Origin of the sequence: Bacteroides sp. Marseille-P8574 (assembly GCF_902825465.1) — a bacterium.
Lineage (GTDB): Bacteria > Bacteroidota > Bacteroidia > Bacteroidales > Bacteroidaceae > Bacteroides > Bacteroides uniformis.
On record NZ_CADEBE010000001.1, the window covers coordinates 1,892,042 to 1,918,821 of the forward strand.

Here is a 26,780-nt window from a genome sequence, read left to right on the forward strand (position 1 = left end):
GATAATGAACACTGCACAAAAACGGCTATCCTTTAACAATCACCATTTTACACTTATGGCACAATAATTGATTAAAGTATGCTGAACTGGTTTCTTTTGAAAAAAGCATTTCTACATGCAACTTTTTCAAGGCAGTTCACGTCTAACTGATAAACACTAAATCACAAAAAACAAAAGAATATGAAAGCTCTAACAACATTTATCGCAATCGCCTTATTGGCATTCAGTACAACCGCTTGTTCACAACAACACACATACCGTTCCGGAGGCTTCGGCAGCAAAACAGTCAAGGCAAGCAAGAACTATGTAACCAAAGACATAAAAGTGGACAACTTCACCAAGCTGAGTGTAGCCGGCAGCCCCGACGTGACCTACACACAGAAGTCCGGCAAACCGACAGTGGAAGTATACACCTCGGACAACATTGTAGACTTACTGGATATCCGTGTCAAGGACAATACCCTCTACATCGGCTTCAAGAAGAATGTCAACGTATCCTATAATAAACTGGAAGTACGTGTGTCCACAGAAAAGTTGAACGGCATTGCTGTTGCAGGTTCGGGAGACGTGGAACTGAAAAACGGACTGAAGACAGACAACCTCAAAATCTCTGTGGCAGGTTCGGGTGACATCAATGGGAACAACATCTCTTGCACAGACCTCGATATTTCCATCGCAGGCTCAGGAGACATCAACAGCAGCGACATCACTTGCAATGACCTCCAAGTATCCGTTGCAGGTTCAGGTGACATGAAGCTGAACAACGTAACGGCTAACTTCACCAAAGCATCCGTTGCCGGTTCGGGTACCGCCATCCTGAGCGGCAGCACCCAAGAAGCTGAATACAGCGTGGCAGGTTCGGGTGATTTGTTTGCTTCCGATTTCGTTGCCAAGAAAGCATCCGCCAGTGTTGCTGGTTCAGGCGACATCAAGTGCCATGCCACAGATTTCCTAAAAGTACGCACTAGCGGAAGCGGCAGTGTGGGCTACAAGGGTAATCCGGAACTGGACTATCCGAAAAAAGGACTGTATAAGCTTTAACATTGGAAAATATAGACTTTAAGATTAATGAACCTAAACTAAATTCTCTCTCAAATAATTACCTATAAAGATGACGAAGGACTCCCGCGAGGAAGTTCTTCGTTCTTTGTGCATCCACCCATGCTGGGCGTACAAACAATAAAGGGACGCTGCATCACGCAGCGTCCCTTCTATTTTAGTTAGTTTTTATAAGATTTTGAGAGAATTGAAACTTCACAGCCTCAAGTTGTTTTAATAAAGCACACTAACTATTATGTTTAAAGCAAATGAAAATGTTATTTTAAAAGCAAATGAAAATATCTATTCACTGATTTCCAGACCCTTGTCCACCCGACGCAGGCTATCCATTACCTGCTTTTCATGAGACACGGGCACATCTCCCGAAAGAGCTACCGACGGTGCGGAAATCTGTTTACCGATAGTATCGGCTGCGGCCACCTCCTCTACATCCGAGAAAAATGAATGTTGCATCACATTCCCCATAGAAAGGACCACTGCCACTACTGCAGCGGCTTTGAACAACGGCATGAAACGTGCGGTCAATGTCATGCGCTTTGCCTTGACCACCGGAACTTCTACTTCGGCAAGCACCCGGGCATCAAAATCCTCACCCAAATGCACTTCCTGCTGAAGCTGCTGATATACGAACAAGTCCTTGTAGCGAAGCAAGTGTCCGGGAACATCGTTACCGCTAAAGAAAGCACGCAGGCATGCTTCCTCTTCCAAAGAAGTTTCGCACTGCCAGTAGCGTTCCAAGAGTTGTTCTATATATTTAGAGTCCATAACCTTCTATATCAATAAACGTTTGTTTTACTTTTTGCCGCGCCCTGAAGAGGTTCACTTTTACCTGCTCCTCGGTCAAGTTCAGGACCGCTGCTATTTCTTTATAGCTCTTACCTTCCACATCCCTAAGCTGCATAATCAACCGCTGTTTTTCGGGAAGCTTGCTCATCAACCGATGTATCAACGCCATCCGTTCCTTGTTCACCAGCTTTTCGTAAGGGCTCGATGCATCGGAGACTTGCTCCATTTCGGGGAGTAGCTCCACGGTACGGGAGTCTTTTCGCTCGCTACGGTCTATCGCCAGATTTCTTGCCACAGTCAAGCAATAGGCTTCAATAGAACCAAACTGCGACCACTCGTCACGCTTGTTCCAAACCCTTATCAGCGTTTCCTGCACAACGTCCTCTGCCTCTGCCCTATCAAACGTAATTCTTAAGGCTAACCGAAAAAGCTTATCCTTCAGCGGGAGAATGTCATTGCGAAAGCTGAGTTCTTGCATCTCTAATAAATTGACGGTTAAGTATTCAGAAAGTTACAGCCTATTGCCGTTTTTTTTGAATTATTTTCGGATACGGGTTCCACTGTTCCCGTTGATGGCTGATGCTAAAGTGATTACGACTTCGGACACACCCGCATTCAACGCCTCGAAAGAGTTCTCCAATTTTGGAATCATGCCACCTTGAATCACTCCATCGGCTACATATTGCTTGAATTCCTCCGGTGTTATCTGTGGAATCACGCTATCATCGTCGTTCTCGTCACGCAGCACCCCTTTCTTCTCAAAGCAGAATACCAAAGTAACATCGAACAAGCCCGCCAAAGCCTTGGCAGTCTCTCCGGCAATGGTGTCGGCATTCGTATTCAGCATGTGCCCCTCTCCATCGTGCGTCAGCGGAGCCATCACGGGAACCACACCCTTATGAATGAGGTCTGCCAAAAAAGCAGCATTCACCTGCTTCACATCGCCCACAAACCCATAGTCCACCTCCTTCACGGGACGCTTAACCGAACGGATTACATCCATATCGGCTCCCGTCAAGCCCAGTGCATTGACACCGCGCGCCTGCAAGCCAGCGACGATATTCTTATTCACCAGCCCGCCATACACCATTGTCACCACTTTCAGCGTTTCGGCATCAGTGATACGACGGCCATTCACCATTTTGCTTTCAATCCCCAGTTGGGCGGCGAGCTTCGTAGCTGAGCGTCCGCCTCCATGTACCAAGACCTTGTAGCCTTCGATGGCTGCAAAGTCATCCAATAACTTATAGAGGGTGGCTTCCTCTTCTACAATCTTGCCACCCACCTTTATTACAGTCAGTTTCTCCATTTTATTCCAAATAAGTATATCCGTACAGTCCGGAACGGTAATTAGACAAGAATTCCTTTCCTTCTTCCACAGAGATACGCCCTTCCTTGACGGATTGCGTCACCCAAGTTTCCAGCGTACGTACCAGTTTCTTAGGATTATATTGCACGTAGTCCAGCACCTCTGCCACCGTCTCTCCATCAATCAGTTGGTCAATGGTGTAGCCTTTGGAATTGACAGACACATGCACAGCATTCGTATCACCGAACAGATTGTGCATATCTCCCAGAATCTCCTGATAGGCCCCTACGAGGAAAACCGCCAGATAATAGTGCTCCTTGTCGCGCAACGAGTGCAGCGGCAGGGTCGTCGTATCGGCACGCGAGCTGACGAAATTAGCTATTTTACCGTCAGAGTCGCAAGTCATATCCTGCAAAGTAGCCTCGCGGTCGGGTCTTTCATCCAGCCGCTGTATGGGCATGATGGGGAACATCTGGTCGATGGCCCAGGAATCGGGCAATGACTGGAACAGCGAAAAATTACAGAAATACTTGTCGGCAAGCAGCTTGCTCAACTTGCGGAATTCCTCGGGGCAATGCTTCATGCCGCTGGCAATGGAGTTAATTTCGCGGCAGATACTCCAATAGAGTTTCTCTATCTGCGCGCGCGTATTCAAGTCGACGATGCCATGACTGAAAAGGTCGAGTGCCTCTTCGCGTATCTGCTGTGCATCGTGCCAGGGTTCCAGCATGCTGCGCTGACTCAGGTTGTCCCAGATGTCATACAGTTCCTTCACCAGTTCGTGGGCATCCTCTCCCGGTTCCCAGTCGTCATCCATTTCGGGCAGGGAAGCCGTTTCCAGTACTTCAAAGATAAGCACGGAGTGATGGGCAGTCAAGCTACGTCCCGTTTCGGTAATGATATTGGGATGAGGAAAGCCGTGTTTGTTGGCAGCATCAACAAATGTCGACACCACATCGTTGACATATTCCTGGATGGAATAGTTGACGGAGCTTTCGCTGCTTGAAGAACGTGTACCGTCATAATCAACTCCCATACCGCCACCGGTATCCACGAATTCGATGTTGAATCCCATCTTGTTCAGCTGCACAAAGAATTGCGAAGCTTCACGCAAGGCATTCTTGATGCGGCGTATCTTGGTTATCTGACTGCCGATATGGAAATGTATCAGCTTCAGACAGTCCTTCATGTCCTTTTTCTCCAGGAAGTCCAGCGCTTCAAGCAGTTCACTGGATGTCAGTCCGAACTTGCTGGCATCTCCCCCACTTTCTTCCCATTTGCCACTTCCACTGGAAGCCAATTTTATGCGAATTCCAATGTTGGGTTTCACTTTCAATTGCTTCGCCATCTTGGCAATAAGATTCAACTCATTAAGTTTCTCTACAACAAGAAAAATGCGTTTGCCCATTTTCTGCGCCAACAGTGCCAATTCAATGAAGCTCTCGTCCTTATATCCGTTACAGACCACGAGGGAGTCCGGGTCTGTATTGACCCCTATCACAGCATGCAACTCCGGCTTTGAACCCGCTTCCAGACCTAGATTGAACTTCTTCCCATGGTTAATCATCTCTTCCACCACAGGACGCATCTGATTCACTTTGATGGGATAGATAATAAAGTTCTCTCCTTTATACCCATACTCATCGGCGGCCTGTCTGAAGCAGCAGGACACCTTCTCGATTCGGTTGTCCAGAATATCGGGAAAACGCACCAATACCGGAGCCGCTACATCGCGCAACTGCAACTCGTCCACCAACTCTTTTAAATCGACGGCAACCCCATCCTTACGCGGTGTCACCACAACATGACCTTTGTCATTGATACTAAAGTACGAAGTGCCCCAACCAGTTATGTTGTACAGCTCTTCTGAATCTTCAATACGCCATTTTCTCATCAGTACATTTACTATTAGACTATTTACAATTTACTATTTTCCCACTATAGTGTGTTTTATAAAAGGGGCGACAAAAATACACATAAATCTAATACATCCAGCTCATCGGACTGAAAAATACACATTTACAAGGGATTAAAGTCCTAAAAGTTGGCGTAACCGTTGCACGGATTCGCTAATCTGGCTGCGACTCTCCAGATAACCGGCATCAAAGCGATAACGGGCCTGCGAGTAGAAAGGCGCACGCTTATCCAGCGCCTCCACAATGAAGGTGCGCAAATCTTCGTCCGTCTTGCCTTGCAGGATGGGGCGCTGCTGCTTCGCCACCCGGAGCCGGCGGAACAGAATATCGGGGTGTACATCCAGGAACACCGTCTGCCCGCAACCGTTCATATATTCCATATTGTCAAAAAAACAAGGAGTACCGCCACCGGTAGAAACCACGACATCCTCAAATTCCCCTACTTCATGCAGCATGTTTCGCTCCAATTCACGAAAAGAGGCTTCTCCCCGCTCGGTGAACAATTCACGGATTGATTTGTGAAAACGTTCTTCGATGTACCAGTCCAAATCAATGAACGGCACATTCATTTCGCGGGCAAAAGCCTTTCCTAAAGTAGTTTTACCGGCTCCCATGTAGCCGGTCAAGAAAATACGCATCATATCTGCTACGAGTTACAGGTTTCCTGCAAAGGTAGCAATTCCAAGCTGAAAACGCCTCTGTATCAGAGAAAAATTTTGATACGCTTGCTTAAATCTTCGAATTCCTTTTCTCCCGGTTCACCGGTGGGTGTACCGAAGGGCATCTGTGCAATCATCATCCAGTCGCCGGGCAGGTTCCAGGTGCGGCGTACCTCGTCGTCAATCAAGGGGTTATAGTGTTGCAGGGAGGCGCCCAACCCCATATCTTCCAGCATAGTCCAGATGGCAAACTGGTGCATAGCGGAGGTGTGCTGTGACCAAGTGGGGAAATTATCCTTATAGGAAGGGAATGCTTCCTGCAGCTTCTTGACTACAGAAGTGTCTTCAAAATAGAGCACAGTACCGTGTCCGCTGGCAAAGCAGCCGTCAATCTTGGCTTCCGTCTTGGCAAAAGCCTCGGCAGAGATACGTGCTTTCAGGGTTTCCTTCACAATGTTCCACAATTTCTTATGTTCGTCGCCCAGCAGCAATACAATTCTTGTAGACTGTGAATTGAAAGCTGACGGCACATTCTTTACGGCTTCACGAATAATGTGTACTATTTCTTCATCCAGTACTGGCGAATCGCTGCCGATAGAGTAATAACTACAGCGATGCGCCATGGCCTCTGCAAATGTTCTCTTCATTTTTTGTCCTTTCTTTTTTTATTGAGTCTTCTCTTCTTTATTTTATATCCGCCATACAAAGAAACAAATGAAAGAGTTAAGTTGTTCGGATTTTCTTTTTTACCTTTGTCCGCAGTTATGAAGAAAGAAAAATATTACGTCGTATGGGCGGGAGTCAGCCCGGGTATCTACACTTCCTGGACAGACTGCCAACTGCAGACCAAAGGCTACGAAGGAGCAAAATACAAGTCGTTCGAATCACGCGAGGAAGCGGAAAAAGCCTTTGCCTCTTCGCCGTACGCGTACATCAAGCGGTCGGCCCCTTCTCCTGCCAAGACTATTCCCGGCGCCGACGCTCCCCTTCCTGCCGCCGTCGCAGAAAACAGCCTTGCCGTAGACGCCGCCTGCAGTGGAAATCCCGGTGCCATGGAGTACCGGGGAGTACACGTCGCCAGCCGTCAGGAAATCTTTCACTTCGGGCCGATGTATGGAACCAACAATATCGGCGAATTCCTCGCCATTGTCCACGGACTTGCCTTGTTGAAACAGAAAGGTTTCGACATGTCCATCTACAGTGACAGCGTAAACGCCATCAACTGGATAAAACAGAAAAAATGCAAAACCAAACTGCCGCGTGACGCCAAGACCGAAGAGCTTTTCCACCTAATAGAACGTGCGGAGAAGTGGTTGCGCGAAAACACCTACACCACCCGCATCCTAAAATGGGAGACAAAGCAATGGGGGGAAATTCCGGCCGACTTCGGAAGGAAGTAAAAAAACGCGAGCACCCTGGATTCTTCATCCGGTTGTGCCCGCGTCAAGAAAATGATGCGGCCGAGCTTATGAATGAATAGCCGCCATCATGTTTTATTTGCTATACGATGCCTTCACGAAAGGAGCATCAAGCAAGTAGTCAAGACTCTGCTTCACACTCTCTTCTACGGGGCAGCTGTATTTCTCAATCTCAGCTACGATGTGGCGCACGCCAGCAGTATCCGTATTCTTGAAGATAGCATCATAACCTACCATACCACTCTGCCCAATCTCGCGGTGATCCTTGATATGGAGCATGGTGAAGCGTCCGGGATACTTGTTGAAGTAATCCACCGGGCTGTTCTGGCCGCGCACTACCCAGTAAACGTCCATCTGGAAGAATACATATTCGGGATTGGTGTGTTGCAGCATGTAGTCCAGCATCAGCTCCTTGTCTTCCACTTTCTGGAATTCATGGGCATGATTGTGGTAACCGTATTTCAAACCGGCAGCCTGGCAGCGCTTGCCCACTTCATTGTAATAGTCGCAGTAGGTCTGCAAATCTTTCAATGTCTTGGGAACGGAGAGATACGGAGTCACGATATACTCCATACCGGCCTCCTTATGGGCAGCAATGCACTGATCCCACCATTTCAAGGCTTCCGTAAAGTCGCCCGAAGCCAGTTCCTCGTCCGACAACCCGTGGGTAGTGTGCGAAGAAAGCACGGTCATACCGCTCTTTTCCACCATCTGCTTGAACTCCTGGGGAGTCTTGCCGTAGAACTTACCGTCATTGTAGTTGGCGGCCTCCACACTGGTATAGCCCATATCAGCCAAATCCTTCAGAATCTGGTCGAGGTTACTGCCGTCCTTCACCAAGTCCCTCACAGAGTAGAGCTGTATGGCAACTTCCTTTTTCGTCGTTTCCGGCGTCGTTTCCCTACTCTGGCTGCTACAGCTTGTGGCCATCATGGATAAACACAGTGCTGACAAAATCATCATATGTTTGATTCTCATAGTACTATCTTTTTAGAAGGAATCAGTCGAGAACCTTTACACGGATGTTGCGGTACCAAACATCATCACCATGATCCTGTACACCGATAAAGCCTTCATGGTTTTCGCCACCACAGTTGTTCAACAGTTCAAAAGCCAAAGGCCATTTTTCTTCGCTGAACTTGCTGGCTTGGAGCATATCAGTCCACTGCTTGGTCCACAAGTGATACTCCAGTACATTTTCATCGTTCTGTCCGTGAACTACAGTGCCTTTGTATACCATAATCTTGGCCTTATTCCATTCACCGAAAGGTTTGGCGTTCTGCGGAACAGCAGGAATCATATCATACAAGGAAGCAGCCTGACGGTTGTTGTCCTTACCCAGCTTGGCATCCGGATGATTGGCGTTGTCCAACACCTGGAATTCAGGAGCAGAGATATAGATGGGTTCCAGCACTTCGTTGCCGTCCTTATCCTTTGAAGTAACTTCCTGAGCCAGATAGAAAATACCGGAGTTACCACCTTTCGAAATTTTCCATTCCAGTTCCAACTCAAAATTCTTGAACTTATGGGCGAAAATCAAGTCACCACCTTCACCGGTCTGTCCTTCACCGGTACCGGTTCCACAGAATTTGAGGCAACCATCCTCAATAATCCACCTGGAAGGCACTTTATCCTTACCGTATCCACGCCATCCGTCCAGGCTCTTTCCATCAAAAATAGTAATATAACCGTCCGCATCAATCGGCAGATTCAGACTGTCCGTTTCAGGCGCTTTCAAAGACTTGGAGTAAGACACCGCAGTAGTAGTAGGAGCTGTGGCTTCTTCCGTAGCGTTCGATTTCTTTGCACCGCCACCGCAAGAGGCGAGCATACCTCCGATAAGGCAACAAGCCAAAGGATAATATATTTTCTTCATAATCTGAAAAATTAAATGATTAGTATTCGTTTATGAGCATCAGAAAACAAGTTCTGATGCCCCTTTTAATGTTTATCTAGGCATATCAGGCAATTTCCAGCCTTCGCGGTAGTTATGCTTGATGAGCTCTTCTGCAAAAGCTTTGGCATTTACCGGATCTGTCCATGTCTTGTCGAAGCTTGGATGGCCGTTGTGTATCTTGAAGCCGTCCTTGATGACTGTACGCAATGTCTCGTCGTCGCCAATATTGGTAAAGCGCATGTTGGCTCCGTCCCATTCCAGTGTCTTGTTCAGGCCCTGCAGACGGATGGCCAATACACCCATTGCCACCATTTCGTTCATCGGTCCTGCTTCGGAGAAGTCAGACTTAGGCATTACGCGGCTGGAAGGACTTTCCTTACAAGCACGTACCCAGTCCATCTCATGACCGCCATTCATAGCCTTCGGTACACGGCGGCAAACCTTCGGTGCATTGGGCACGCGGCCAGAAAGTAACCACGGGTTCTGTCCGTAGCAACCGCAAATCAGCGTATCCTTCGTTCCGTGGAAGATAGTCAGACCGCCACCGCTCTGCATCAGTTGCTTTCCTTCGGGGAAGCCTTTCGGACGGTCGGGCATCATGCCACCATCATACCAGTGAACTTCCACTTCGGGCATAGCCACCTTCGGCATATTTTCACGTGCGGGGAAAGTCAGCTTCACGTGCTGTGCTTGCGGAGCGCAGGCATTGAGCAACAATGTAGACGAACCTTCTACCTTGGTAGGATACAACAACTTCAAAGCTCTGAACGGCTGGTGCAGGATGTGACAAGCCATATCGCCCAAAGCACCCGTACCATAATCCCACCATCCGCGCCAGTTCCAGGGATGATAGATTTCGTTATACGGATTCATCTTGGCAGGACCGGTGAACAAATCCCAGTTCAGAGTTTTGGGAATGCGGTCTTCCTTCTCGGGAACATTCAATCCTTGCGGCCAGATGGGCCGGTCGGTAGCACATTCCACCTTTGTCACGTCACCGATTTCGCCGTTCCATATCCACTCGCATACCAAGTCGGTACCTTCGTCCGAAGAACCCTGGTTACCCATCTGAGTAACTACTCCCGTAGAAGCGGCCAGGCGGGTAAGCAGACGGGACTCGTATACAGAGTGCGTCAACGGTTTCTGGCAATATACATGTTTGCCCATCGTCATGGCATCAGCAGTGATGATGGCATGTGTATGGTCGGCCGTAGCGATGATAACGGCATCGATATCCTTGCCCATCTCATCGTACATCTTACGATAATCCCAATACTTCTTCGCATTGGGAAGCTCATCGAACACACCTTTCGCGTAGCGCCAGTCTACGTCACACAGCGCCACGATATTTTCCGTAGCCTTCACATGATTAATGTTAGTGTGTCCCATACCACCGATACCTACGGCAGCAATGTTCAAACGGTCACTGGGAGGTACGTGTCCGTGACTCTTACCCAAAATGCTGCTTGGAGCAATGGTAAGACCCGCCAAAGCTAAACCTCCGGTCTTAAGAAACTCTCTTCTTGTAAATTTCGACATGGTTCTTTAGATTTTAAAATCGGTTAATATAATTAAGTTTTAAAACACTTCTCATTACAATAGGCATCAGACTACCGTCTTCTTCGGACGGAGCAGTCCGTAACCTTCCTTCATATGCCTCCGGCGCTCCCTAATTTCCTCCAGCGTCTGCAAGTCGCCTATGCCAGGCAGGTCGTGGCGGCGCGCATCCTCCAGGAAGGTCCATCCGTATTGGGAAGCAATGGCCGAGTCTCGCATCTGCGGCAATCTCGGATCGCGTTTCCCGCTCTCGATGGAGTCAGCCATAATATTGCATAGCTTATCCAGATTCTTCCCGCCAAACGGCTTCTCCAGACGAAGCGTACGGTTCACGCCATGAAGCTCCACCACGGCAGTCCGGAAATCATGCGTCATGCGCACGATACCTTTTGTACCAATAATGTCCGTATATGCATTATGAGTCTGGTTTCTGGAGAGTTGTCCATAGACGAATCCCTGTGTGACATCGAAGGCGATGCCGTTCTCGAACGTACCGTGGCACTGTACCCACCAAGGGTCCTTGTAGTCCCACATCCGCATGCCTTGCGCATGCCAGGTCTTGTATTCACTGTCGGCATACCAGCGGGCAATGTCTATGTAGTGCATGCCGCAGTCGTGGTAGGCGGGACCCTCATATTCGTGTCCCTCGCCCGGCGCCAATCCCGGAGTCATGTGGCAGATGCGCAAGATGGCCAGTTCGCCAATTTCGCCTTCATCGATAAACTGCTTCATAGCCTGGTGATACCAGGAGTTGCGCAGATAAAGGTTGACAGCAGCAATGCGGTCATACTTTTCAATCAGGTCCACAATTTCCCATTCCTTGTCAATGGTATCGGCAATGGGTTTCTCCGTCAGGATGTGCTTATGGCTTCGGACAGCTTTCTCTATTTGTTCTTTTCTGGAATTTGCCAATGCAAAAAGACCAACAGCTTCTACACTCTGGTCGTCAAAGATTTCTTGTTCATCGGATATGATTCTGGATGAAGGGGAAAAGTTTCTTGCCAATTCTCGGGAGGCCGGATCGGTATCACAGATATATGCGATGTCCCATCGACCGCTTTTCTGCATTTCCTCCCAATACATTTGCCCCATTCTGCCGAACCCTATCAAACCAACTTTTATTTTCATGGTAGGCGAATATTAAATATTTACAGTTATAGTATTATCGGGGTCAATTGAATTACATGATTAAGAGTACTTGGACTAATAGTCATAGTAGCTGTTGTCGTAGACATTGGGTATAATTTTTTCATGATATTTGCAATGTTTATGTATGTGTTCTTTGCAAAAATAGGATAATTAGTGATAGAATGGAAGCAAGCAGATATTAAAAAAGCGTAAAAGGCAAAAGAACGCCCTTTATTCATCATCGCCTAACAGCCGTGAAGCACTCTGCCGGTAGCCATCAACACCCACCTACATCATAAATTCTGCGTAAGAAGTATAGAAGAGAAAGAAGAATTAATATGCTGTTTGCAGGAAATTAACTTCCTATTTACAAAGTATCAACAAGAAGGGACACACGAAATCAATACATTGCCTTACAATGGATTAACTTCCTATTTAGTCATAACAACATAGCACAAGCGGATGGAAGCAAGGTGCGCAGAACTTTATTTCTATGAGAGAGACTGCATATCATTCAGCCTCTTATAATAGCCGTTCTTCTCGAGAAGTTCCTCGTGCTTACCACGTTCCACGATTTCACCTTCATAGAGCACACAAATTTCATCCGCATTCTTGATGGTGGAAAGGCGGTGGGCGATGGCAATCGTGGTACGGGTCTTCATTAGCCGTTCCAGCGCCTCCTGCACCAGGCGTTCGCTTTCGGTGTCGAGTGCGGAAGTAGCCTCATCGAGTATCAGGATGGGTGGATTCTTCAGGATGGCACGGGCAATACTGATGCGCTGGCGCTGTCCGCCGGAAAGCTTGCCACCACGGTCGCCAATGTTGGTCTGATAACCGAGCTCGGTCTCCATGATGAAATCGTGGGCATTGGCAATCTTTGCAGCTTCAACCACCTGCTCAATTGTTGCATTTTCCACACCGAAAGCAATGTTGTTGAAGAAGGTATCATTGAACAGGATGGCCTCCTGGTTCACGTTTCCTATCAACGCACGCAAGTCGTGGATGCGAAAATTCTTAATATTCACACCGTCAATTGTAATCTCACCCAACTGCACATCGTGATAGCGCGGCAGCAAATCCACCAATGTCGACTTGCCGGAGCCGGACTGACCGACAAGTGCAATGGTCTGTCCTTTGGGCACCATCAGATTGACGTGCTTCAACACTTCGCGCTTGCCGTCGTAACTGAAGGAGAGGTCCTTAAATTCAATCCGGTCATTCATCCCGTGCAGCGGCAACGGGTTTACCGGTTCCTTAATGGGGTTCTCGGCTTTCAGTATTTTGTCCACACGTTCCATGGATGCCAGACCCTTTGGAATGTTGTATCCTGCCTTTGCAAAGTCTTTCAACGGATTGATGATACTGTACAGAATCACCATATAGAAAATGAACGTTGAAGCTTCCATGGAAGTACCATCGCCCAAAATAAGCAGACCACCAAACCACAGAACCAATACAATGAGCAACGTACCGAGGAATTCGCTCATAGGATGTGCCAACGACTGACGGATGGCTACCTTGTTGGTGGCATCACGCAGCTCGTTGCTACATTGTTTGAAACGGTCCACCATCTTGTCTTCGGCTATGAAAGCCTTGATGATGCGCAGTCCGCCCAACGTCTCTTCCAGTTGCGACATCGTGTCGCTCCATTTCCCCTGGGCTTCCAGCGACTTGCGTTTCAGCTTCTTGCCGACCTTTCCCATCAGCCAGCCCATACCCGGCAATACCAGGACAGTAAACAAGGTCAGCTGCCAACTGGTTACAATCAAAGTGGAAAAATAAAGCAGAATCAGGATAGGATTCTTGAGCAGCATATCCAGTGAACTGGTAATGGAGTTTTCAATTTCGCCTACGTCACCGCTCATACGTGCAATGATGTCCCCTTTTCTTTCTTCAGAGAAAAAACCAAGTGGCAAGTGCATCACTTTGGAATAGACCATCACACGGATATCGCGTACTACTCCCGTACGCAAAGGAACCATTATAGCAGAAGAACCGAAGTAGCAGGAGGTCTTCAGCATGGTCATGAAAGCAAGGAAGAGCCCCATGAACAGCAGTGTCATCTGCGGCCCGTGTGTCTCAATCATCTGGGTGACGTAGTAGTAGAAGTTGTTCACCGCCACTTCCTTCAGGCTGCCGCTTCCCCACTCCATGAAGTGATATACCTCGGTATTCGCCCCAGTCTTGAAAAGGATGTTAAGGATAGGGATTAACAATGTAAATGAAAAGACGTTGAATATAGCGGACAGCACATTGAGCACGATTGCCCAACCGATATATCTCTTGTAAGGCGACACAAAGCGCCGCATCAGTTGTAGGAATTCCTTCATTGATTGTAGTTAAGTGAATTATAAGGTTGCAAAGGTACAAGAATAAAATGAAAAACATCTAAGTTCGATGCTTATCTCTAAATATAAAACGACAGCGGACTATTAACTAATCCGCTGTCTACATAAAAAATCACTGACCATCAATAGTCATATATTCCTCACAAAATATATTTATGAAAGTGACTGCATATCATTCAGTTTCTTATAATATCCATTAAGAGCTATAAGCTCATCATGCGTTCCACGTTCCACAATTTCACCTTCATAAAGTACGCATATCTCATCTGCATTTTTGATTGTAGACAAACGGTGGGCAATGGCAATGGTAGTACGTGATTTCATCAAACGTTCCAAAGCTTCTTGCACCAAACGTTCACTCTCTGTATCAAGTGCAGAAGTGGCCTCATCCAAAATCAAAATAGGAGGATTCTTCAAAATCGCACGCGCTATACTGACACGTTGTCTTTGCCCACCAGACAAACGCCCACCACGGTCACCAATCATAGTATCATATCCTTTCTCAGTTTCCATAATAAAATCATGTGCATTAGCTATCTTTGCAGCTTCAACAACCTGCTCCATCGTAGCATTCTCGACACCAAATGTAATATTATTAAAAAAAGTATCATTAAACAGAATAGCTTCCTGATTCACATTGCCTATTAATGACCTTAAACTGCTTATGGAAACATCCTTCACATTCTTACCATCTATCAATAAGGCTCCTTCTGTGACATCATGATAACGAGGAACCAAATCTACTAAAGTGGATTTTCCTGATCCTGACTGTCCTACCAGAGCAATAGTCTTACCTTTATGAACCGTCAAATTAATATGTTTCAAAACTGGTCTTCCCTCTATATAACTGAAACTTACATCACGAAATTCCAATTTATTCTCAAAGCCATTTAATGATAAGGGCTGCATAGGATCTTTTATATGGCTCTCAGCCTTTAATATCATGTCAATACGTTCCATACTGCCAAGCCCTAAAGGTATATTATAAAAAGCCTTAGAGAACTCTTTTAAGGGATTAATGATACTATAAAGAATAACTAAATAGAAAATAAAAGTGGCTGCATCCATGGGAGAATAAGTATTACTCAAAATCAATGAACCACCAAACAGCAATACGATAACGATGATACAAGTACCCAAAAATTCACTCATCGGATGAGCTGAACTCTGACGGATTACCATTTCATTCACAGCATTTCTAAATTCATTATTGGTCTTTGCAAAACGCGCAGACATTTTCTTTTCTGCAAGAAAAGCTTTAATCACACGTAATCCTCCCAAGGTTTCGTCCAATTGAGACATTATATCTCCCCATTGGGCTTGTGCCGCTGATGATTGTCTTTTCAATTTACGGCTGATTATTCCCATGAGCCATCCAGCCAATGGAAGAATTATAAGGACAAACAAAGTCATCTCCCAACTTACAGTAAACAAAGTGACAAAGCAAACCAAAAGAGCTATCGGATTACGAATTAACATGTCAATGGAACTGGTTAAAGAATTCTCAACAACAGTAACATCCGCACTCATACGAGCAATAATATCCCCTTTACGCTCCTCAGAAAAGAAACTAAGAGGCAACTCCAATACTTTATTATATACTTGAATACGGATATCACGAACAATACCTGTACGAAGAGGGACCATAATTGCAGAAGAAGCGAAGTAACCTGCAGTCTTCAATAACGTCATAAAAACCAATATACATCCCATCATAACAAGTGTAAGAAAAGCGCCATGTTCCAAAACAAAATTACTGATCCAATAATAAGCATTATTAATAAGAACATCTTTGTCAAAGTTTCCCCAGTCCATGGGCATATATTCATACACTTTAGTGTCAATCTTAAACAATATGTTTAAAATAGGAATAATAGCCATAAAAGAAAAAACGTTCAGCCATTGAGAAAGGAAATTCAGTATCAATGCCCACGTTAAATACTTGCGATACGGCATGATATATCGCTTCATCAAAGAGAAAAACTGTTTTACCATAAGTTTTGATTATAATTAAATTGCTAAATTACACGAAAATACCTAAATACTCAAAATAAAAATTTTAAAAATTCAGAATATGAGAATAAATAGCCATACGCTGTTCTAACATCTTTTTCCAATCATATAAATCTTCTAATTTACGTTTAGCTTGTAAAACAAGTCTACACTGCATGTTACTATCATTAGCCAACCTAATAATCGCATCTGCAAAATCCATAGCTGTATCCGCCTTTAAACACTCTTCATTATCATTAAAACTAATCCCCTCTACTCCTTTAGAAGTAGTAACAAAAGGAATGCCCAAAGATACAGCATCTAATATTTTCATTCTCAACCCACTACCGATGCGTATAGGAACAAGAGCAATACTACCTTTAAGAAAATCACTCAAATCCTCCACATAACCTACAAATTTTATTTCTGGACAAACAGAAGAAAGTCTTACTATATGAGAGCAATCCCACCGTCCTGCAACCCTAAAATCAAAAGAGAATCCTTGCTTATGCAAATAAGGAGCCACCTCTTTGCAAAACCAAGTAATCGCATCTAAGTTCGGATAATGATCTCCACTTCCAACAAACGTTAATCTATGAGTAATTGCCGGAGTAAATTCTTCAATAGAAGTATCTGACATCTGCACCACCGCTGGAGAAGCATAAATACGTTCTTTACGACCAAGAAAATCAATCAGCAGTTGTCTGTCTACTTCAGTCAAAGCAATTACATGCTTATATTTTAGCAAGGCAGCTCGCTCATAGTCCTTTGCCACAGAGAAAAGCATGCGATCTTCATCTATCATCTCTTCAAACAAAGACATTTCATTAGCATTACGGACATATCTTAATTCATGATGCACAAAAATCGTTTGTACATTTTCCGGCAATAAATATCCTACAGAAATCAATTCATAAAATTCAACCTGAATAATATCATATCCTTGCTTTATAACCTGACAAATATATTGAGCATATCCAGATTCAAGGGGCTCAAAAACCGATCTTAAAAGAGCAGAATTCTCGCGAACTGGATCTAAACCTGATTCCATATCTACCCCCATATTCACAATCTGCCTTCTCATTTTGCGCTCCACAGAAGCCTTCACTCTTTTCAAAACATTGTAATATAATGGATTACGGACTTCAATATGTACAGATTTCTTTTTAGGCCATTTATATACAAAAAAATCTACATTTGCCCACAATTTTTTCAGGGCCACTATATTTTTATCATGTTCTTCGGATTTTGAGCAAAGCAAAATTGACACCGACATTCGATTACGGATATAATTAACCATATTAAAAAAGGCCTGATTACCTCCTGAATCTAAAGGATATGGAATATAGGGAATTATAAAAAGTATCTTTTTCATATTTTCTCAAAAACTCATTTTTTCAACAAATGGCGATACGCCACGTGTAAAGCGGCAACATAATCTATTTTACCAAGAGCATAACATAAACGGACAAGATCACACAAACTGAAGTTACCACGAACTGAGCAAGACAAAATCGTATGAGTATAAGCTTCTAAAGCTTTTCTCAATCTAGCATCTCTAAGATTGCAAGGATAATGTCTGTTTATCCAATTAAAAAAAAGGCCTGTTGCTCTAAGCTTTTCCTTATCAAAACCTACAGAATTACTAATATTCTCACCTTCTACATTTCGCCAACACACAGCCCTCCCAGGTAGAGAAATAATTCCTTCTGTTAAATCGGCAAAACTTGCCCAAGTAGCATCATCCGAACACCATGCAAACGGAAACTTCACAAAACCTTTTATTTGTTTCCAAACATCACGGCTAAAAACATACTCACAAGCAGCCGAACTAATCTTTCCTGATAACTTATCCAATAAAAACTCATATCCAGAAATCCGTTCCGTTTCAAAAGGAGGATTCTGATATTTCATGTTACCACAAGCATCTATTACCATTAAAGGGAAACGCATACACACCAGCTTATCTCCATATTTCCCAACAGCCTGCATTACTCTTTTAACCCCATCAAACGGCATTATATCATCATCAGAAAAAAGCCAAACCAACGGCTCATTGGATAAAGCAATACATCTATCCCACTGCCCAGGCAAATCTACGCCTCCAAGATTCGTACTAAACCGATGGTAAACAATATCTAACTTCTCATCATAATCATGGACAAGCCCTTCTATATTCTCCGGACTCGCATCATCACCCACATATACAATAAATTCTGAACTATTCTGCTTAAGTATTGAATCCAGAGTTTCTCTCAAAAAACGAGCTTTATAAGCAGGTATAATTATTGCCAGTTTTTTCTCCATCTTTAGTTATAACAATTAATCATATAAAGCAGTCAAAATGCTTCTATCATAGGCTTACTACTACAACTTCATTCCTTTGGCAAAGTATTCAAGGCTTCATTATACACACCAATATACCGTTCTGCAGTATGAGTAATATTCATTTTTTTAGTAACCTCACTAGTCCGCCTCTTCAACTGCATGTACTTTTCATTATCTGTAGCCAAAAGCAAAATAATCTGCGCCAATTCATCAACTGGTATTTCACCCTCCCTAAGTTTAAATAACATACCAGCCATATTACCAGCTTCATCAGCCAACATATTACGAACTTCTCCTATATCACTCGCCACGACTGGAGAACCACTCATCAAACTTTCTATCACAACTAAAGGGAAACTCTCACCCTTGAACCGAGAAGGTAACAATCCCACATCAGACATAGCAAAATAATTCCTGACATCACTTTTGCGTCCCAGCAAATGAATATAAGAAGGAAGGTTTTTACCTTTTAAAAAGTCATAACATTCTCCTTCCCCAATCAATATCAAATGAATCGGTCGCTCTGACTTCCTCCTTGCTATTTTTACAGCCTCTATCGCTTCTATCCAGCCTTTCTCAAAAATAGCTCTACTAACCAATGTCAAACAAAAAGCATTTTCTTCAATACCCAACTCAAGTCTTTTGTGGGGAACAATAGGTATTTGCGGAAGCCCATTTCCTATTTTCCGAAATTGCAAGTTTTGAAATAGGCCCTTAAACGGAAGCAAGTTTTTATCAGCAATATATACAAAACAAGAACAGCTTGGGATCACAAACTCCAATATTCCATCCAAGTTCTTTTTAGAAATAGCTTCATACATACCATGAAGTGTAATAATATGCTTACAAGCACCTTCCTTATTCCTTATAACGCGAGCTACAAAGTAATCCACAGTCCCTTCATGAGTATGAACGATCTCCGTTCCAAGAGCAGAAATTACACCATTAAAGAATTTAACGTCACTAAGTTCGATTAATGGTATATCTCTATCCAGTTTTTTCCTGATTCCTTCGTCATAATTTGCTCTTCTAAAATCAACAAAAGTTACTGCTATCCCCTGCTTTTTCAATTCATTTGCCAAATAAATGGGAAATACCTCTCCCCCACCTTGAATTAAAGAATAGCCGCAAATAGCAACATTCGGACGCCGACATTTTGCACACTCTTTTATCTGATTAAGATCGTATATTCTCTCAACCTCCTCTACCTTGTTTTCATGTTTTCTATCTATACAATGCCGTACTAAGTTATTCTTAACAGTATCAAAAATCGATAAATCTACTGCATAGTTCTGGGCTACAAAACAAGAAACACGAAAAGTTTCAATATAATAATCCAATGTATCTTGAACTTTCAATGAAGTACTATTCTCATGTATTCTATAATAATTGGTCACTTTATTAGTATAGCTGACAGCTCCTCCTCGAATCAACCATAGATAAAATAACCAATCACCACATAAGGACATATCTTTCCAGATAGCAGTAATCTCATCAGGTATAGTACCCACATTTCTAAAAACCGCACTACTGACATTTGGGACTACATTTTTAATCCCAAAAGCCTTATTCACAAGCATGTGAGCCGACATAACAAAAGGAGCATTCCAAGATATTGACGAATCCTTTAGATATCTCTCTATTGACCATATTTTTTTACCATCTTTCATGAATACACTCCTTGCAAAGGAAAGCATTACCGATTGGTGGCGCAACCCTAAAAGTACTTCTTTTAAAAAACCTTTATCACAATAATCATCACTTTCAGCTATCCATATATACTCTCCTTTGGCCAAACTCAATCCCTTATTCCATTGAGCAAAAACTTTTCCCGAATTCTTCTCATTGACTATTAAACGGGTTTTTTGTGGATATTTCTGAGCATATTCAGTCAATATTTCAACACTATTATCAGAAGATGCATCATCCAATAGAATTACCTCAAACTTTTTATACGTTTGGCTATAAATTGAATCCAAACGTTCTCTTAAATATAGAGCATGATTATAATTTGGAACAATAATACTAACTAAAGGTAAACTATCCTGATCCAAAGGAATATCAAGAACATCAAAACAACGATTATTCACTTTAAACAATAGTTCTTTTTCTGAAACTTTCCTAGTAAAATGAAGGAATTTTAAATATGTAAAATTAACTTCATCATAAGAAATCACCTTTTTAAGCAAAGTTACTTTCAGTATTCTATATTTTTCAATAGTGTATATACCATTTCCACGAATCTTCTTCTCATATATAAATGACAAAAATTTACGTCTCCAAAAGGTAATCTTATTTCCATTCATAACAGTCAAATTTTATATAGTCTATTTATGTCACAATACTTAAATTATACCACAATCGTTTAAAAGATTCAAGCAACTGCCTAAAATCACAAGCGTTCCCTTTGTTCCGTACATAAACAAGGTAAAAAGAAACTTAAATACCTATTAATTCTTTCTATTACATATGCGCCAAACCCACCTCCTAAATCCTCTTTCAATCTATTAAATAAAGAAAGCCTTATCATAGGGTCAACATCAGCTCTCTTTATTTTTTTATAAAAGACACCACGCCTTAGCGTTCTTTTATAAAAAGTTAGTTGAGGTAGATATTTTTCCATTTGTTTTATAATCTCAAAATCCTCTTCCAAAGCAATACCCGCCTTTTTCGCTTTCATCGAAGTAGATTGATGATATCTAAAAAAATTCAACTTTTTATATATCTCAATCACCTTTCCTTGACGCATCATCTCAATCCAAAACAGCCAGTCTCCACTGGATCTCATAGAACAATATTTTGTCTTATCCACCGTCTCCGCAAAATCACGTCTAAAAAGGACCCCACTTGCATTGTATATATAACAGCGCCAATACATATTATACAAGAGATAATCATTTCCATTAAAAACCTTATATCCTTTTTTGCAAGAATACTGTTTTTTTCCCCATCTATCATGATCAATCCCAATTTTATTCCCAAATTCATCCACACAGAAGCTTCCCACAAAACATAAAGCAGCATCTTCATTTTCTTCCATTAAAGGAACTGCCATATCTAAAAAAGAAAGTTCTGAGTAATCATCACTTTCAGCGATCCAAACATACTTACCACGAGCTAAAGCCAATCCGTTAGCCCACTGAATAAAAGGAGTACCGGAATTACAAGTGTTTATCTCTACATGAGAAACACGGGAATTATGTTGATATAACTTTATTATTTCCAAACTTTCATCAGTAGACGCATCATCCAAAAGTATAACCTCAATATTTTTATACGTTTGACATAATAACGTCTCCATACGTTGTTCCAGGAAACGAGCATAATTATAATTAGGTACAATAACGCTTACTAATGGCTTTTTATTCATCACTATTATCAAAATTCATTTCAAAAGCGATGCCGCTTTGATTTAAATACTAACCTGAAAAAATGATATATACCGCGGTATAAAAATAAATGATTACAAATCATCCAACGCTTTATCGCACAAGATATTCCAATATGCCGCCAGCTAAACCTATCGTACTTATGTATTTCAAAAAGCACCTTATTTACAATATCTTCTGCCGCAAAAGAACGTTCCACTAACTGGATATGATCTATTAAATGCAATCCTCTCTGAATAACAAATATAGGGGATCTATCCCAAATTCCCTTTGCAAGGATAAAATCATTCTGCTCACATACAGCCAAAAACAATTGATACTCTTTCTGGGGATTATACTTACCCTGCATAGCACTTCCTTCTCGAATAACATAGTGGTATTTAGGAAGATCTCGCATCACAATATTTTCTGCTTTATAAAATACTTGATAAGAGATAGCTATGTCTTCAAAAATACGATTGAGCGGAAAAGCTATATCAGAGAATAAGCAACGCTTATATAATTTATCCCAAACATAGTTCCTTATATGTTTATCTACTGCCAGTGCACGGATACCCTCGTCACGAGTAAACACAAACTGCTTTCCCGAAGCATACTTCGCCACACTTCTCCCATCCTTGTCCCGGCAATGTGAGCAAATGGATATATCCGCCTCATTTTCCTTCAGCAAGCAGTACAAAAATTCGTACATATCCGGTTCAATCCAGTCGTCGCTATCCACGAAACCAAGGAATTCACCTTGAGCTACCGCCAAACCTCTATTCCTAGCTGCACTCTGACCTGCATTTGCCTGATGGATAACTTTTATCCGCCCATCCCTTTGGGCAAATAAATCACAAAGCTCTCCCGAACCATCGGAAGAGCCATCGTCAATCAATATTATTTCCAGATTCTTATAAGTCTGCCCGCAAATGGACTGCAGGCATTTACTCAGATAATCCTTCACATTATAGACCGGTACAATAATACTTATCAGAGGCAATGATTCAGCGTTCTCCATAAGCCGCAACAATTACCACAACCGCAAAGTGGCCATCAACGGATAGCCCACCCGCCATCGCAATTTAAACTTACGTACCAGATTCCAAGGCTTGGTTCTGGTCTTACCTTGAAAATACCAGATGTAGTTGTTTACGGCATCCAGTACCCGTGAAGAGGACTCACCGTCCAGATGCGCCTCATGCTTGTGCACGTAGGCACGCATCCGCTCCATCAGTTCTGCCGGACGGGAAATGGCCTTTTCTATCGCTCCTTCTACAGCATCCGTCTCAGTGACATTCAGCAAATGATCCCCTGGCATGGTGTTACAATAGGTCACAACCGGTTTGTCCAACATCATCGCCTCAACAATCACAGACGAAGCATCGGACAACAATACATCCGCACTGTTCAGCAGCTTGGCATCAACAAGTCCACTCTCGTGGAAAGTAATATTGGGGCAGGAAGCGGCCAGTTCCTTGTATTTCTTGAGGACTTCCATATCCGAAAATTTCGGATGGAACGAAATAATCCAATCCCAGTTCTTCTCGCGTACCAGTCTCTTGATGGTATCAAACAGATGAGGAGCAGAAGTTATATTTTTGGTAAACGTAGAAGAGTACAAGACTACCGGACGTGCATTATGAGGAGTATGTGCACGTTCCTTCACGAAAGTATCCGCCTTGCACCAGCCAGTTTCATATACCTTAAAGAAGCCGTATTTCCTCTCAAGCTCCTTGAAGGGAAGAGTGCTCGTTTCTCCTTGTGTGCAATAGACATCGAACCATCCGCGAACAGAAAAATGGTCATCCTTTTCATCGCCACGCTTATTGATGGGGTAGCCATGGAAAAGGGAGACTTTCACTCCCGGGAAGAAATCATAAATATAATTGCCCGGTGCAAAAACAGCAATAGGCTGATAATCCATCACTTCCTGGACGGATTGAAGCCACCTCTCATCCTGGGCCAACAGAACCGGGCAGTCTGACTCGATAAACCATGCAACATCATCCCCTCTACGCCTGATTTCGTCCTGAAGCGGGCGAAGTATAGGATAGGAATAGGCTACCGAAACGAAAAATAAATAATGCTTCTTCATACACTCAAAATATCACGGCAACGACACAATCGTCACCTCATTTTACCAATAGAACAATAAAATTCAGCCCTTAGTTTGTAACAGTTTTGCTTTCTTTGCTTTAAACGTCTGCAAAGTAAATACAAGAATTCTGCATATACTGCATCAATCCAGAAAAAAAAATGACTTTTATCAACTTTTCTCCAAAAGTTGCTGTTTATGAAGCTTTTTCTTCTCTAAAATATCTATCTTTGCACCCCACTATTTTAAAAGTACTATTTTATGAGAAGAAATCTTTTTCATTGCTCCAACAGCCAACAAGGAGCAACAGATAAAGTGACTCTTTTATTCGGAATCACCATTTTTTTCAAATTCCTGCTATTCGATTTCATCTGGAGCATACCCACCACATTCGCTTCATTCTCTACCATCGAATTTTATGCGACCAAAATAATAGCCACCCTCGTACTTCTCGTCCCCTATAAGTTCTTCCGGTTCTGGAAAACAGAGATAGTCATCATGCTTTTGCTGGATATACTACTGATTGTCAACCTGATGTATTTCCGCACCTACTATACTGCCATTCCACTTAACAGCTATGGACTTTCTGGAAACCTAGCCGATTTCACCGGAAGCGTTTATGACTCTTTCCGCTGGTACGACATCTTCTTCCCTCTATCTACCATTGCCAGTATCCCCCTTTATTGGCATTACAAAAGAAATACCGCCGGAAGAACATCATACAAGTATTACGGAGGGGCTTTGGGAATCGGTATCCTGCTGTTTGCCATCACCACCCTGGCCAAAGGAGGATTCAAGGAAGCATACAACACCGTCCGCCAGAAAGCCTATCTGTGTGCAAGCACCACTTCCATGTATACCGTCTTCGGAAGCCTATGCTATGACCTCATCAACCAGAAGCAGGAGGCCACCCCACAGATACAGCAAGAGATAAAGGAGTGGCTGAGCCAGAAACCCGGACATCACCCTTTGGCCGGACGTATCGGAATCCGCAACAACTGCATCGTCATCCTGGCAGAATCTCTGGAAAGCTGGGTACTCGAAAGGGAAGTGGAAGGGCAAGAGATTACTCCATATCTCAACAAACTGCTGCAAGACTCCACCACCTTATACGCTCCCCACGTACTAACGCAAGTGAAAGGAGGGCGCTCCATTGATGCACAGCTGTTGCTTTGCGCCGGTATGCTGCCTATCAACAGCGGCACATACAGCAGCCAATATCCTGACCACACCTACGGAACCCTGCAGAAAGCCATGCATCAGCAGAAGAACTCGCGCAACTACCTCCTGACCATTGATAAAGTATCGACCTGGAACCAAGGCGTCATAGCCTACAGTTTCGGGACCGACACCATCATTGCTTATCATGACTTTGAACTGACAGAAGCCTTTGGCACGCACAAACGTACCGGAGACGGCTCCTTCCTGGCGCAATGCCGCCAAAAAATAGAGAAGGGGGAAATCTGGAAGAAGGGGGAGAATGTTTACATGCAGCTGGTGACCTACTCCGGCCATGCTCCCTTCAAATTGCCAGAAGAATTGAAAGAGATTCATTTCTCTCCGGCCATTCCGCAGAAAATGAATGACTACATGACCACCGCACGCTATACGGACAAGGCGATAGGAAAATTCGTGGAGTACCTGAAAACACTACCACAATACGACGAGACCCTTATCGTCATCACCGGTGACCACGAAGGACTGGCTACCTACCGTGAAGAACTGTGCAACGCACCCGGTGGCAAGGGCATCGTATCCGACAAGACATTCACCCCTTTCATCATAGTAAATTCTCCGGTAGGCATGCGTTATGATAAAGTGATGGGACAAATCGACATGTACCCCACCCTGCTGAACCTGCTCCAACTGGATGATTACTACTGGAGCGGATTGGGCCAAAGTATCCTCGACCCATGCAAGAAAGGGTTCGCCATCAGCCCCCAAATGGAGGTGGTAGGTGAAGAGCCCACCCCGGCGGAAGCCGAGTTCGCCAAAAAAGCATACGATATTTCCGACCAGATGATACATTTTGATTATCTTTGCTCAAAAGCGAAGATAGGCGGCACCTCAAAATAAAAAATGAACAAGTTCATTTTGTTCTGCTTTCGGTTTGCACTATCTTTGCACCGTTCAAAAGAAGTAAAATGTAAATAAAAACAATGAAGGTACATATTCATCCGCATTATGCCGCCTACGAGAGTTATATCCGAGCCATCCCATCGGAAGAATATGAACGGGAAGAGGTTTATTGTAACCGAAGAAACACTGTCGAAAGAGTGCGGTTCGGAGACAAGGACTTCGTAATCAAGAAATACAAAAGGCCTGCCCTCATAAACTGCCTCATTTACACTTGGTTTCGCAAAAGCAAAGCGCAGCGCGCCTTTGAATATGCAGAACTTTTTCTGCAACGGGGAATAGAGACCGCCCCTCCGGTAGCTTATATAGAAATCAAAAAGAATGGTTTCTTCCACACCGGATACTTTATTTCCGAATACCTCCCCTACCCGCTTGTAACGGATATGCTCGGTACGGAAATGGAGGAAGAAGAGAAAAAACGGCTAAGACATGACCTCGTAGACTTCACTCTCCAATTACATCTGAACAAGGTCTTGCCTCTGGACTATAATCCCAAGAATATATTTTACCGGAAGACAAACGGCAAATATCACTTCGCCCTCATTGACATCAACCGCCTGAAGCTCGGTAAAGTGCCCGGTATCAGAATGTCCATGAATGCCTTCAGCCAACTGGGTATTCCCGCCGATGACTTCATGAAAATAATACCTCTATATGCCGAGCAAAGAGGATTCGATATTGAAGAATGCATATTCTTCACTCTCTTCAGCAGACTGAAATGGAGAAAGCAAAGACAATTTAAAAATTTCGTCAAAAGCAAGCTTCATTTCTGAAATGTCGT

At 43.6% G+C, this 26,780-nt stretch carries 22 protein-coding genes; 4 read left to right on the top strand and 18 right to left on the bottom strand.

The window, feature by feature from the left end; all coding sequences use genetic code 11:
* Positions 1-180: 180 nt before the first annotated feature.
* Positions 181-1,041 carry a head GIN domain-containing protein gene (locus tag HUX74_RS08220; RefSeq protein ID WP_119961733.1) on the top strand — a complete coding sequence of 287 codons (861 nt, stop codon included), beginning with the start codon at positions 181-183 and terminating at the stop codon, positions 1,039-1,041.
* A 300-nt stretch (positions 1,042-1,341) separates the two neighbouring features.
* On the opposite strand, the gene HUX74_RS08225 is transcribed toward HUX74_RS08220, so the two are convergent.
* From HUX74_RS08225 to HUX74_RS08250, 6 genes are all read right to left on the bottom strand, one after another.
* Positions 1,342-1,824, bottom strand: a complete 483-nt coding sequence (locus HUX74_RS08225; protein WP_117599796.1) for a hypothetical protein — start codon at positions 1,822-1,824, stop codon at positions 1,342-1,344.
* Complete coding sequence (locus tag HUX74_RS08230) at positions 1,814-2,323, bottom strand: RNA polymerase sigma factor (RefSeq protein ID WP_117599797.1); 510 nt, start codon at positions 2,321-2,323, stop codon at positions 1,814-1,816. The genes HUX74_RS08225 and HUX74_RS08230 overlap by 11 nt, the downstream gene beginning before the upstream one ends.
* A 60-nt stretch (positions 2,324-2,383) precedes the next feature.
* Positions 2,384-3,154, bottom strand: a complete 771-nt coding sequence (gene argB, locus HUX74_RS08235; protein WP_117599798.1) for an acetylglutamate kinase — start codon at positions 3,152-3,154, stop codon at positions 2,384-2,386.
* 1 nt (position 3,155) lies between these two features.
* Positions 3,156-5,048, bottom strand: coding sequence for a biosynthetic arginine decarboxylase (gene speA, locus HUX74_RS08240; RefSeq protein WP_117599799.1), 1,893 nt, complete (start codon positions 5,046-5,048; stop codon positions 3,156-3,158).
* 135 nt (positions 5,049-5,183) lie between these two features.
* Positions 5,184-5,711: a shikimate kinase gene (locus HUX74_RS08245; RefSeq protein ID WP_117599800.1), complete on the bottom strand. Its 528-nt coding sequence runs from the start codon at positions 5,709-5,711 to the stop codon at positions 5,184-5,186.
* Between the two features lie 62 nt (positions 5,712-5,773).
* The gene (locus HUX74_RS08250) at positions 5,774-6,376 is read right to left on the bottom strand and encodes a nitroreductase family protein (RefSeq protein WP_174646474.1); all 603 of its coding nucleotides are present in this window, start codon (positions 6,374-6,376) and stop codon (positions 5,774-5,776) included.
* A gap of 117 nt (positions 6,377-6,493) precedes the next feature.
* Between HUX74_RS08250 and HUX74_RS08255 the strand changes: the two genes are divergently transcribed.
* Entirely contained in the window at positions 6,494-7,129 is a 636-nt protein-coding gene (locus HUX74_RS08255; protein ID WP_174646475.1) for a viroplasmin family protein, read from the top strand.
* A 93-nt stretch (positions 7,130-7,222) separates the two neighbouring features.
* Here HUX74_RS08255 and HUX74_RS08260 read toward each other — a convergent pair whose 3' ends face one another.
* From HUX74_RS08260 to HUX74_RS08315, 12 genes are all read right to left on the bottom strand, one after another.
* Complete coding sequence (locus HUX74_RS08260; RefSeq protein WP_117599802.1) at positions 7,223-8,125, bottom strand: sugar phosphate isomerase/epimerase; 903 nt, start codon at positions 8,123-8,125, stop codon at positions 7,223-7,225.
* A 22-nt stretch (positions 8,126-8,147) separates the two neighbouring features.
* Positions 8,148-9,023 carry a DUF1080 domain-containing protein gene (locus HUX74_RS08265; protein WP_119961734.1) on the bottom strand — a complete coding sequence of 292 codons (876 nt, stop codon included), beginning with the start codon at positions 9,021-9,023 and terminating at the stop codon, positions 8,148-8,150.
* A gap of 72 nt (positions 9,024-9,095) precedes the next feature.
* Entirely contained in the window at positions 9,096-10,583 is a 1,488-nt protein-coding gene (locus HUX74_RS08270) for a Gfo/Idh/MocA family protein (protein ID WP_005825899.1), read from the bottom strand.
* Positions 10,584-10,649: 66 nt separating this feature from the next.
* The gene (locus HUX74_RS08275) at positions 10,650-11,729 is read right to left on the bottom strand and encodes a Gfo/Idh/MocA family protein (protein ID WP_117599804.1); all 1,080 of its coding nucleotides are present in this window, start codon (positions 11,727-11,729) and stop codon (positions 10,650-10,652) included.
* A 491-nt stretch (positions 11,730-12,220) separates the two neighbouring features.
* Positions 12,221-14,059, bottom strand: coding sequence for an ABC transporter ATP-binding protein (locus HUX74_RS08280; protein ID WP_119961736.1), 1,839 nt, complete (start codon positions 14,057-14,059; stop codon positions 12,221-12,223).
* A gap of 171 nt (positions 14,060-14,230) precedes the next feature.
* Positions 14,231-16,072: an ABC transporter ATP-binding protein gene (locus HUX74_RS08285; protein ID WP_117599806.1), complete on the bottom strand. Its 1,842-nt coding sequence runs from the start codon at positions 16,070-16,072 to the stop codon at positions 14,231-14,233.
* A gap of 64 nt (positions 16,073-16,136) precedes the next feature.
* Positions 16,137-17,444: a glycosyltransferase gene (locus HUX74_RS08290; RefSeq protein ID WP_174646476.1), complete on the bottom strand. Its 1,308-nt coding sequence runs from the start codon at positions 17,442-17,444 to the stop codon at positions 16,137-16,139.
* 14 nt (positions 17,445-17,458) lie between these two features.
* On the bottom strand, positions 17,459-18,376 hold the full coding sequence (locus tag HUX74_RS08295; protein WP_117964282.1) for a glycosyltransferase: 918 nt from the start codon (positions 18,374-18,376) through the stop codon (positions 17,459-17,461).
* A 68-nt stretch (positions 18,377-18,444) separates the two neighbouring features.
* Positions 18,445-20,703 carry a glycosyltransferase gene (locus HUX74_RS08300; RefSeq protein ID WP_117964283.1) on the bottom strand — a complete coding sequence of 753 codons (2,259 nt, stop codon included), beginning with the start codon at positions 20,701-20,703 and terminating at the stop codon, positions 18,445-18,447.
* Positions 20,704-20,789: 86 nt separating this feature from the next.
* Complete coding sequence (locus HUX74_RS08305) at positions 20,790-21,767, bottom strand: glycosyltransferase family A protein (protein WP_174646477.1); 978 nt, start codon at positions 21,765-21,767, stop codon at positions 20,790-20,792.
* A 20-nt stretch (positions 21,768-21,787) separates the two neighbouring features.
* Entirely contained in the window at positions 21,788-22,786 is a 999-nt protein-coding gene (locus tag HUX74_RS08310) for a glycosyltransferase (RefSeq protein WP_174646478.1), read from the bottom strand.
* Between the two features lie 12 nt (positions 22,787-22,798).
* A complete protein-coding gene (locus tag HUX74_RS08315; RefSeq protein WP_117599812.1) occupies positions 22,799-23,863 on the bottom strand; it encodes a CDP-glycerol glycerophosphotransferase family protein in 1,065 nt (354 codons plus the stop codon).
* Positions 23,864-24,124: 261 nt separating this feature from the next.
* Between HUX74_RS08315 and HUX74_RS08320 the strand changes: the two genes are divergently transcribed.
* Positions 24,125-25,939: an LTA synthase family protein gene (locus tag HUX74_RS08320; protein ID WP_129643279.1), complete on the top strand. Its 1,815-nt coding sequence runs from the start codon at positions 24,125-24,127 to the stop codon at positions 25,937-25,939.
* A gap of 83 nt (positions 25,940-26,022) precedes the next feature.
* Positions 26,023-26,772 (top strand): lipopolysaccharide kinase InaA family protein, encoded by a 750-nt coding sequence (locus HUX74_RS08325; RefSeq protein ID WP_174646479.1) that lies wholly within the window; start codon positions 26,023-26,025, stop codon positions 26,770-26,772.
* Positions 26,773-26,780 lie beyond the last annotated feature (8 nt).

What these genes read in the sequence shown, in the direction of transcription:
- HUX74_RS08225 (WP_117599796.1), bottom strand. Translation starts at nt 1,824, where the DNA reads ATGGACTCTAAATATATAGAACAACTCTTGGAACGCTACTGGCAGTGC.
- HUX74_RS08290 (WP_174646476.1), bottom strand. Translation starts at nt 17,444, where the DNA reads ATGAAAAAGATACTTTTTATAATTCCCTATATTCCATATCCTTTAGAT.
- HUX74_RS08320 (WP_129643279.1), top strand. Translation starts at nt 24,125, where the DNA reads ATGAGAAGAAATCTTTTTCATTGCTCCAACAGCCAACAAGGAGCAACA.
- speA (WP_117599799.1), bottom strand. Translation starts at nt 5,048, where the DNA reads ATGAGAAAATGGCGTATTGAAGATTCAGAAGAGCTGTACAACATAACT.
- HUX74_RS08255 (WP_174646475.1), top strand. Translation starts at nt 6,494, where the DNA reads ATGAAGAAAGAAAAATATTACGTCGTATGGGCGGGAGTCAGCCCGGGT.
- HUX74_RS08265 (WP_119961734.1), bottom strand. Translation starts at nt 9,023, where the DNA reads ATGAAGAAAATATATTATCCTTTGGCTTGTTGCCTTATCGGAGGTATG.
- HUX74_RS08310 (WP_174646478.1), bottom strand. Translation starts at nt 22,786, where the DNA reads ATGGAGAACGCTGAATCATTGCCTCTGATAAGTATTATTGTACCGGTC.
- HUX74_RS08280 (WP_119961736.1), bottom strand. Translation starts at nt 14,059, where the DNA reads ATGAAGGAATTCCTACAACTGATGCGGCGCTTTGTGTCGCCTTACAAG.
- HUX74_RS08250 (WP_174646474.1), bottom strand. Translation starts at nt 6,376, where the DNA reads ATGAAGAGAACATTTGCAGAGGCCATGGCGCATCGCTGTAGTTATTAC.
- HUX74_RS08220 (WP_119961733.1), top strand. Translation starts at nt 181, where the DNA reads ATGAAAGCTCTAACAACATTTATCGCAATCGCCTTATTGGCATTCAGT.
- HUX74_RS08325 (WP_174646479.1), top strand. Translation starts at nt 26,023, where the DNA reads ATGAAGGTACATATTCATCCGCATTATGCCGCCTACGAGAGTTATATC.
- HUX74_RS08295 (WP_117964282.1), bottom strand. Translation starts at nt 18,376, where the DNA reads ATGGAGAAAAAACTGGCAATAATTATACCTGCTTATAAAGCTCGTTTT.
- HUX74_RS08305 (WP_174646477.1), bottom strand. Translation starts at nt 21,767, where the DNA reads ATGAATAAAAAGCCATTAGTAAGCGTTATTGTACCTAATTATAATTAT.
- argB (WP_117599798.1), bottom strand. Translation starts at nt 3,154, where the DNA reads ATGGAGAAACTGACTGTAATAAAGGTGGGTGGCAAGATTGTAGAAGAG.
- HUX74_RS08245 (WP_117599800.1), bottom strand. Translation starts at nt 5,711, where the DNA reads ATGATGCGTATTTTCTTGACCGGCTACATGGGAGCCGGTAAAACTACT.
- HUX74_RS08270 (WP_005825899.1), bottom strand. Translation starts at nt 10,583, where the DNA reads ATGTCGAAATTTACAAGAAGAGAGTTTCTTAAGACCGGAGGTTTAGCT.
- HUX74_RS08230 (WP_117599797.1), bottom strand. Translation starts at nt 2,323, where the DNA reads ATGCAAGAACTCAGCTTTCGCAATGACATTCTCCCGCTGAAGGATAAG.
- HUX74_RS08285 (WP_117599806.1), bottom strand. Translation starts at nt 16,072, where the DNA reads ATGGTAAAACAGTTTTTCTCTTTGATGAAGCGATATATCATGCCGTAT.
- HUX74_RS08315 (WP_117599812.1), bottom strand. Translation starts at nt 23,863, where the DNA reads ATGAAGAAGCATTATTTATTTTTCGTTTCGGTAGCCTATTCCTATCCT.
- HUX74_RS08260 (WP_117599802.1), bottom strand. Translation starts at nt 8,125, where the DNA reads ATGAGAATCAAACATATGATGATTTTGTCAGCACTGTGTTTATCCATG.
- HUX74_RS08275 (WP_117599804.1), bottom strand. Translation starts at nt 11,729, where the DNA reads ATGAAAATAAAAGTTGGTTTGATAGGGTTCGGCAGAATGGGGCAAATG.
- HUX74_RS08300 (WP_117964283.1), bottom strand. Translation starts at nt 20,703, where the DNA reads ATGAATGGAAATAAGATTACCTTTTGGAGACGTAAATTTTTGTCATTT.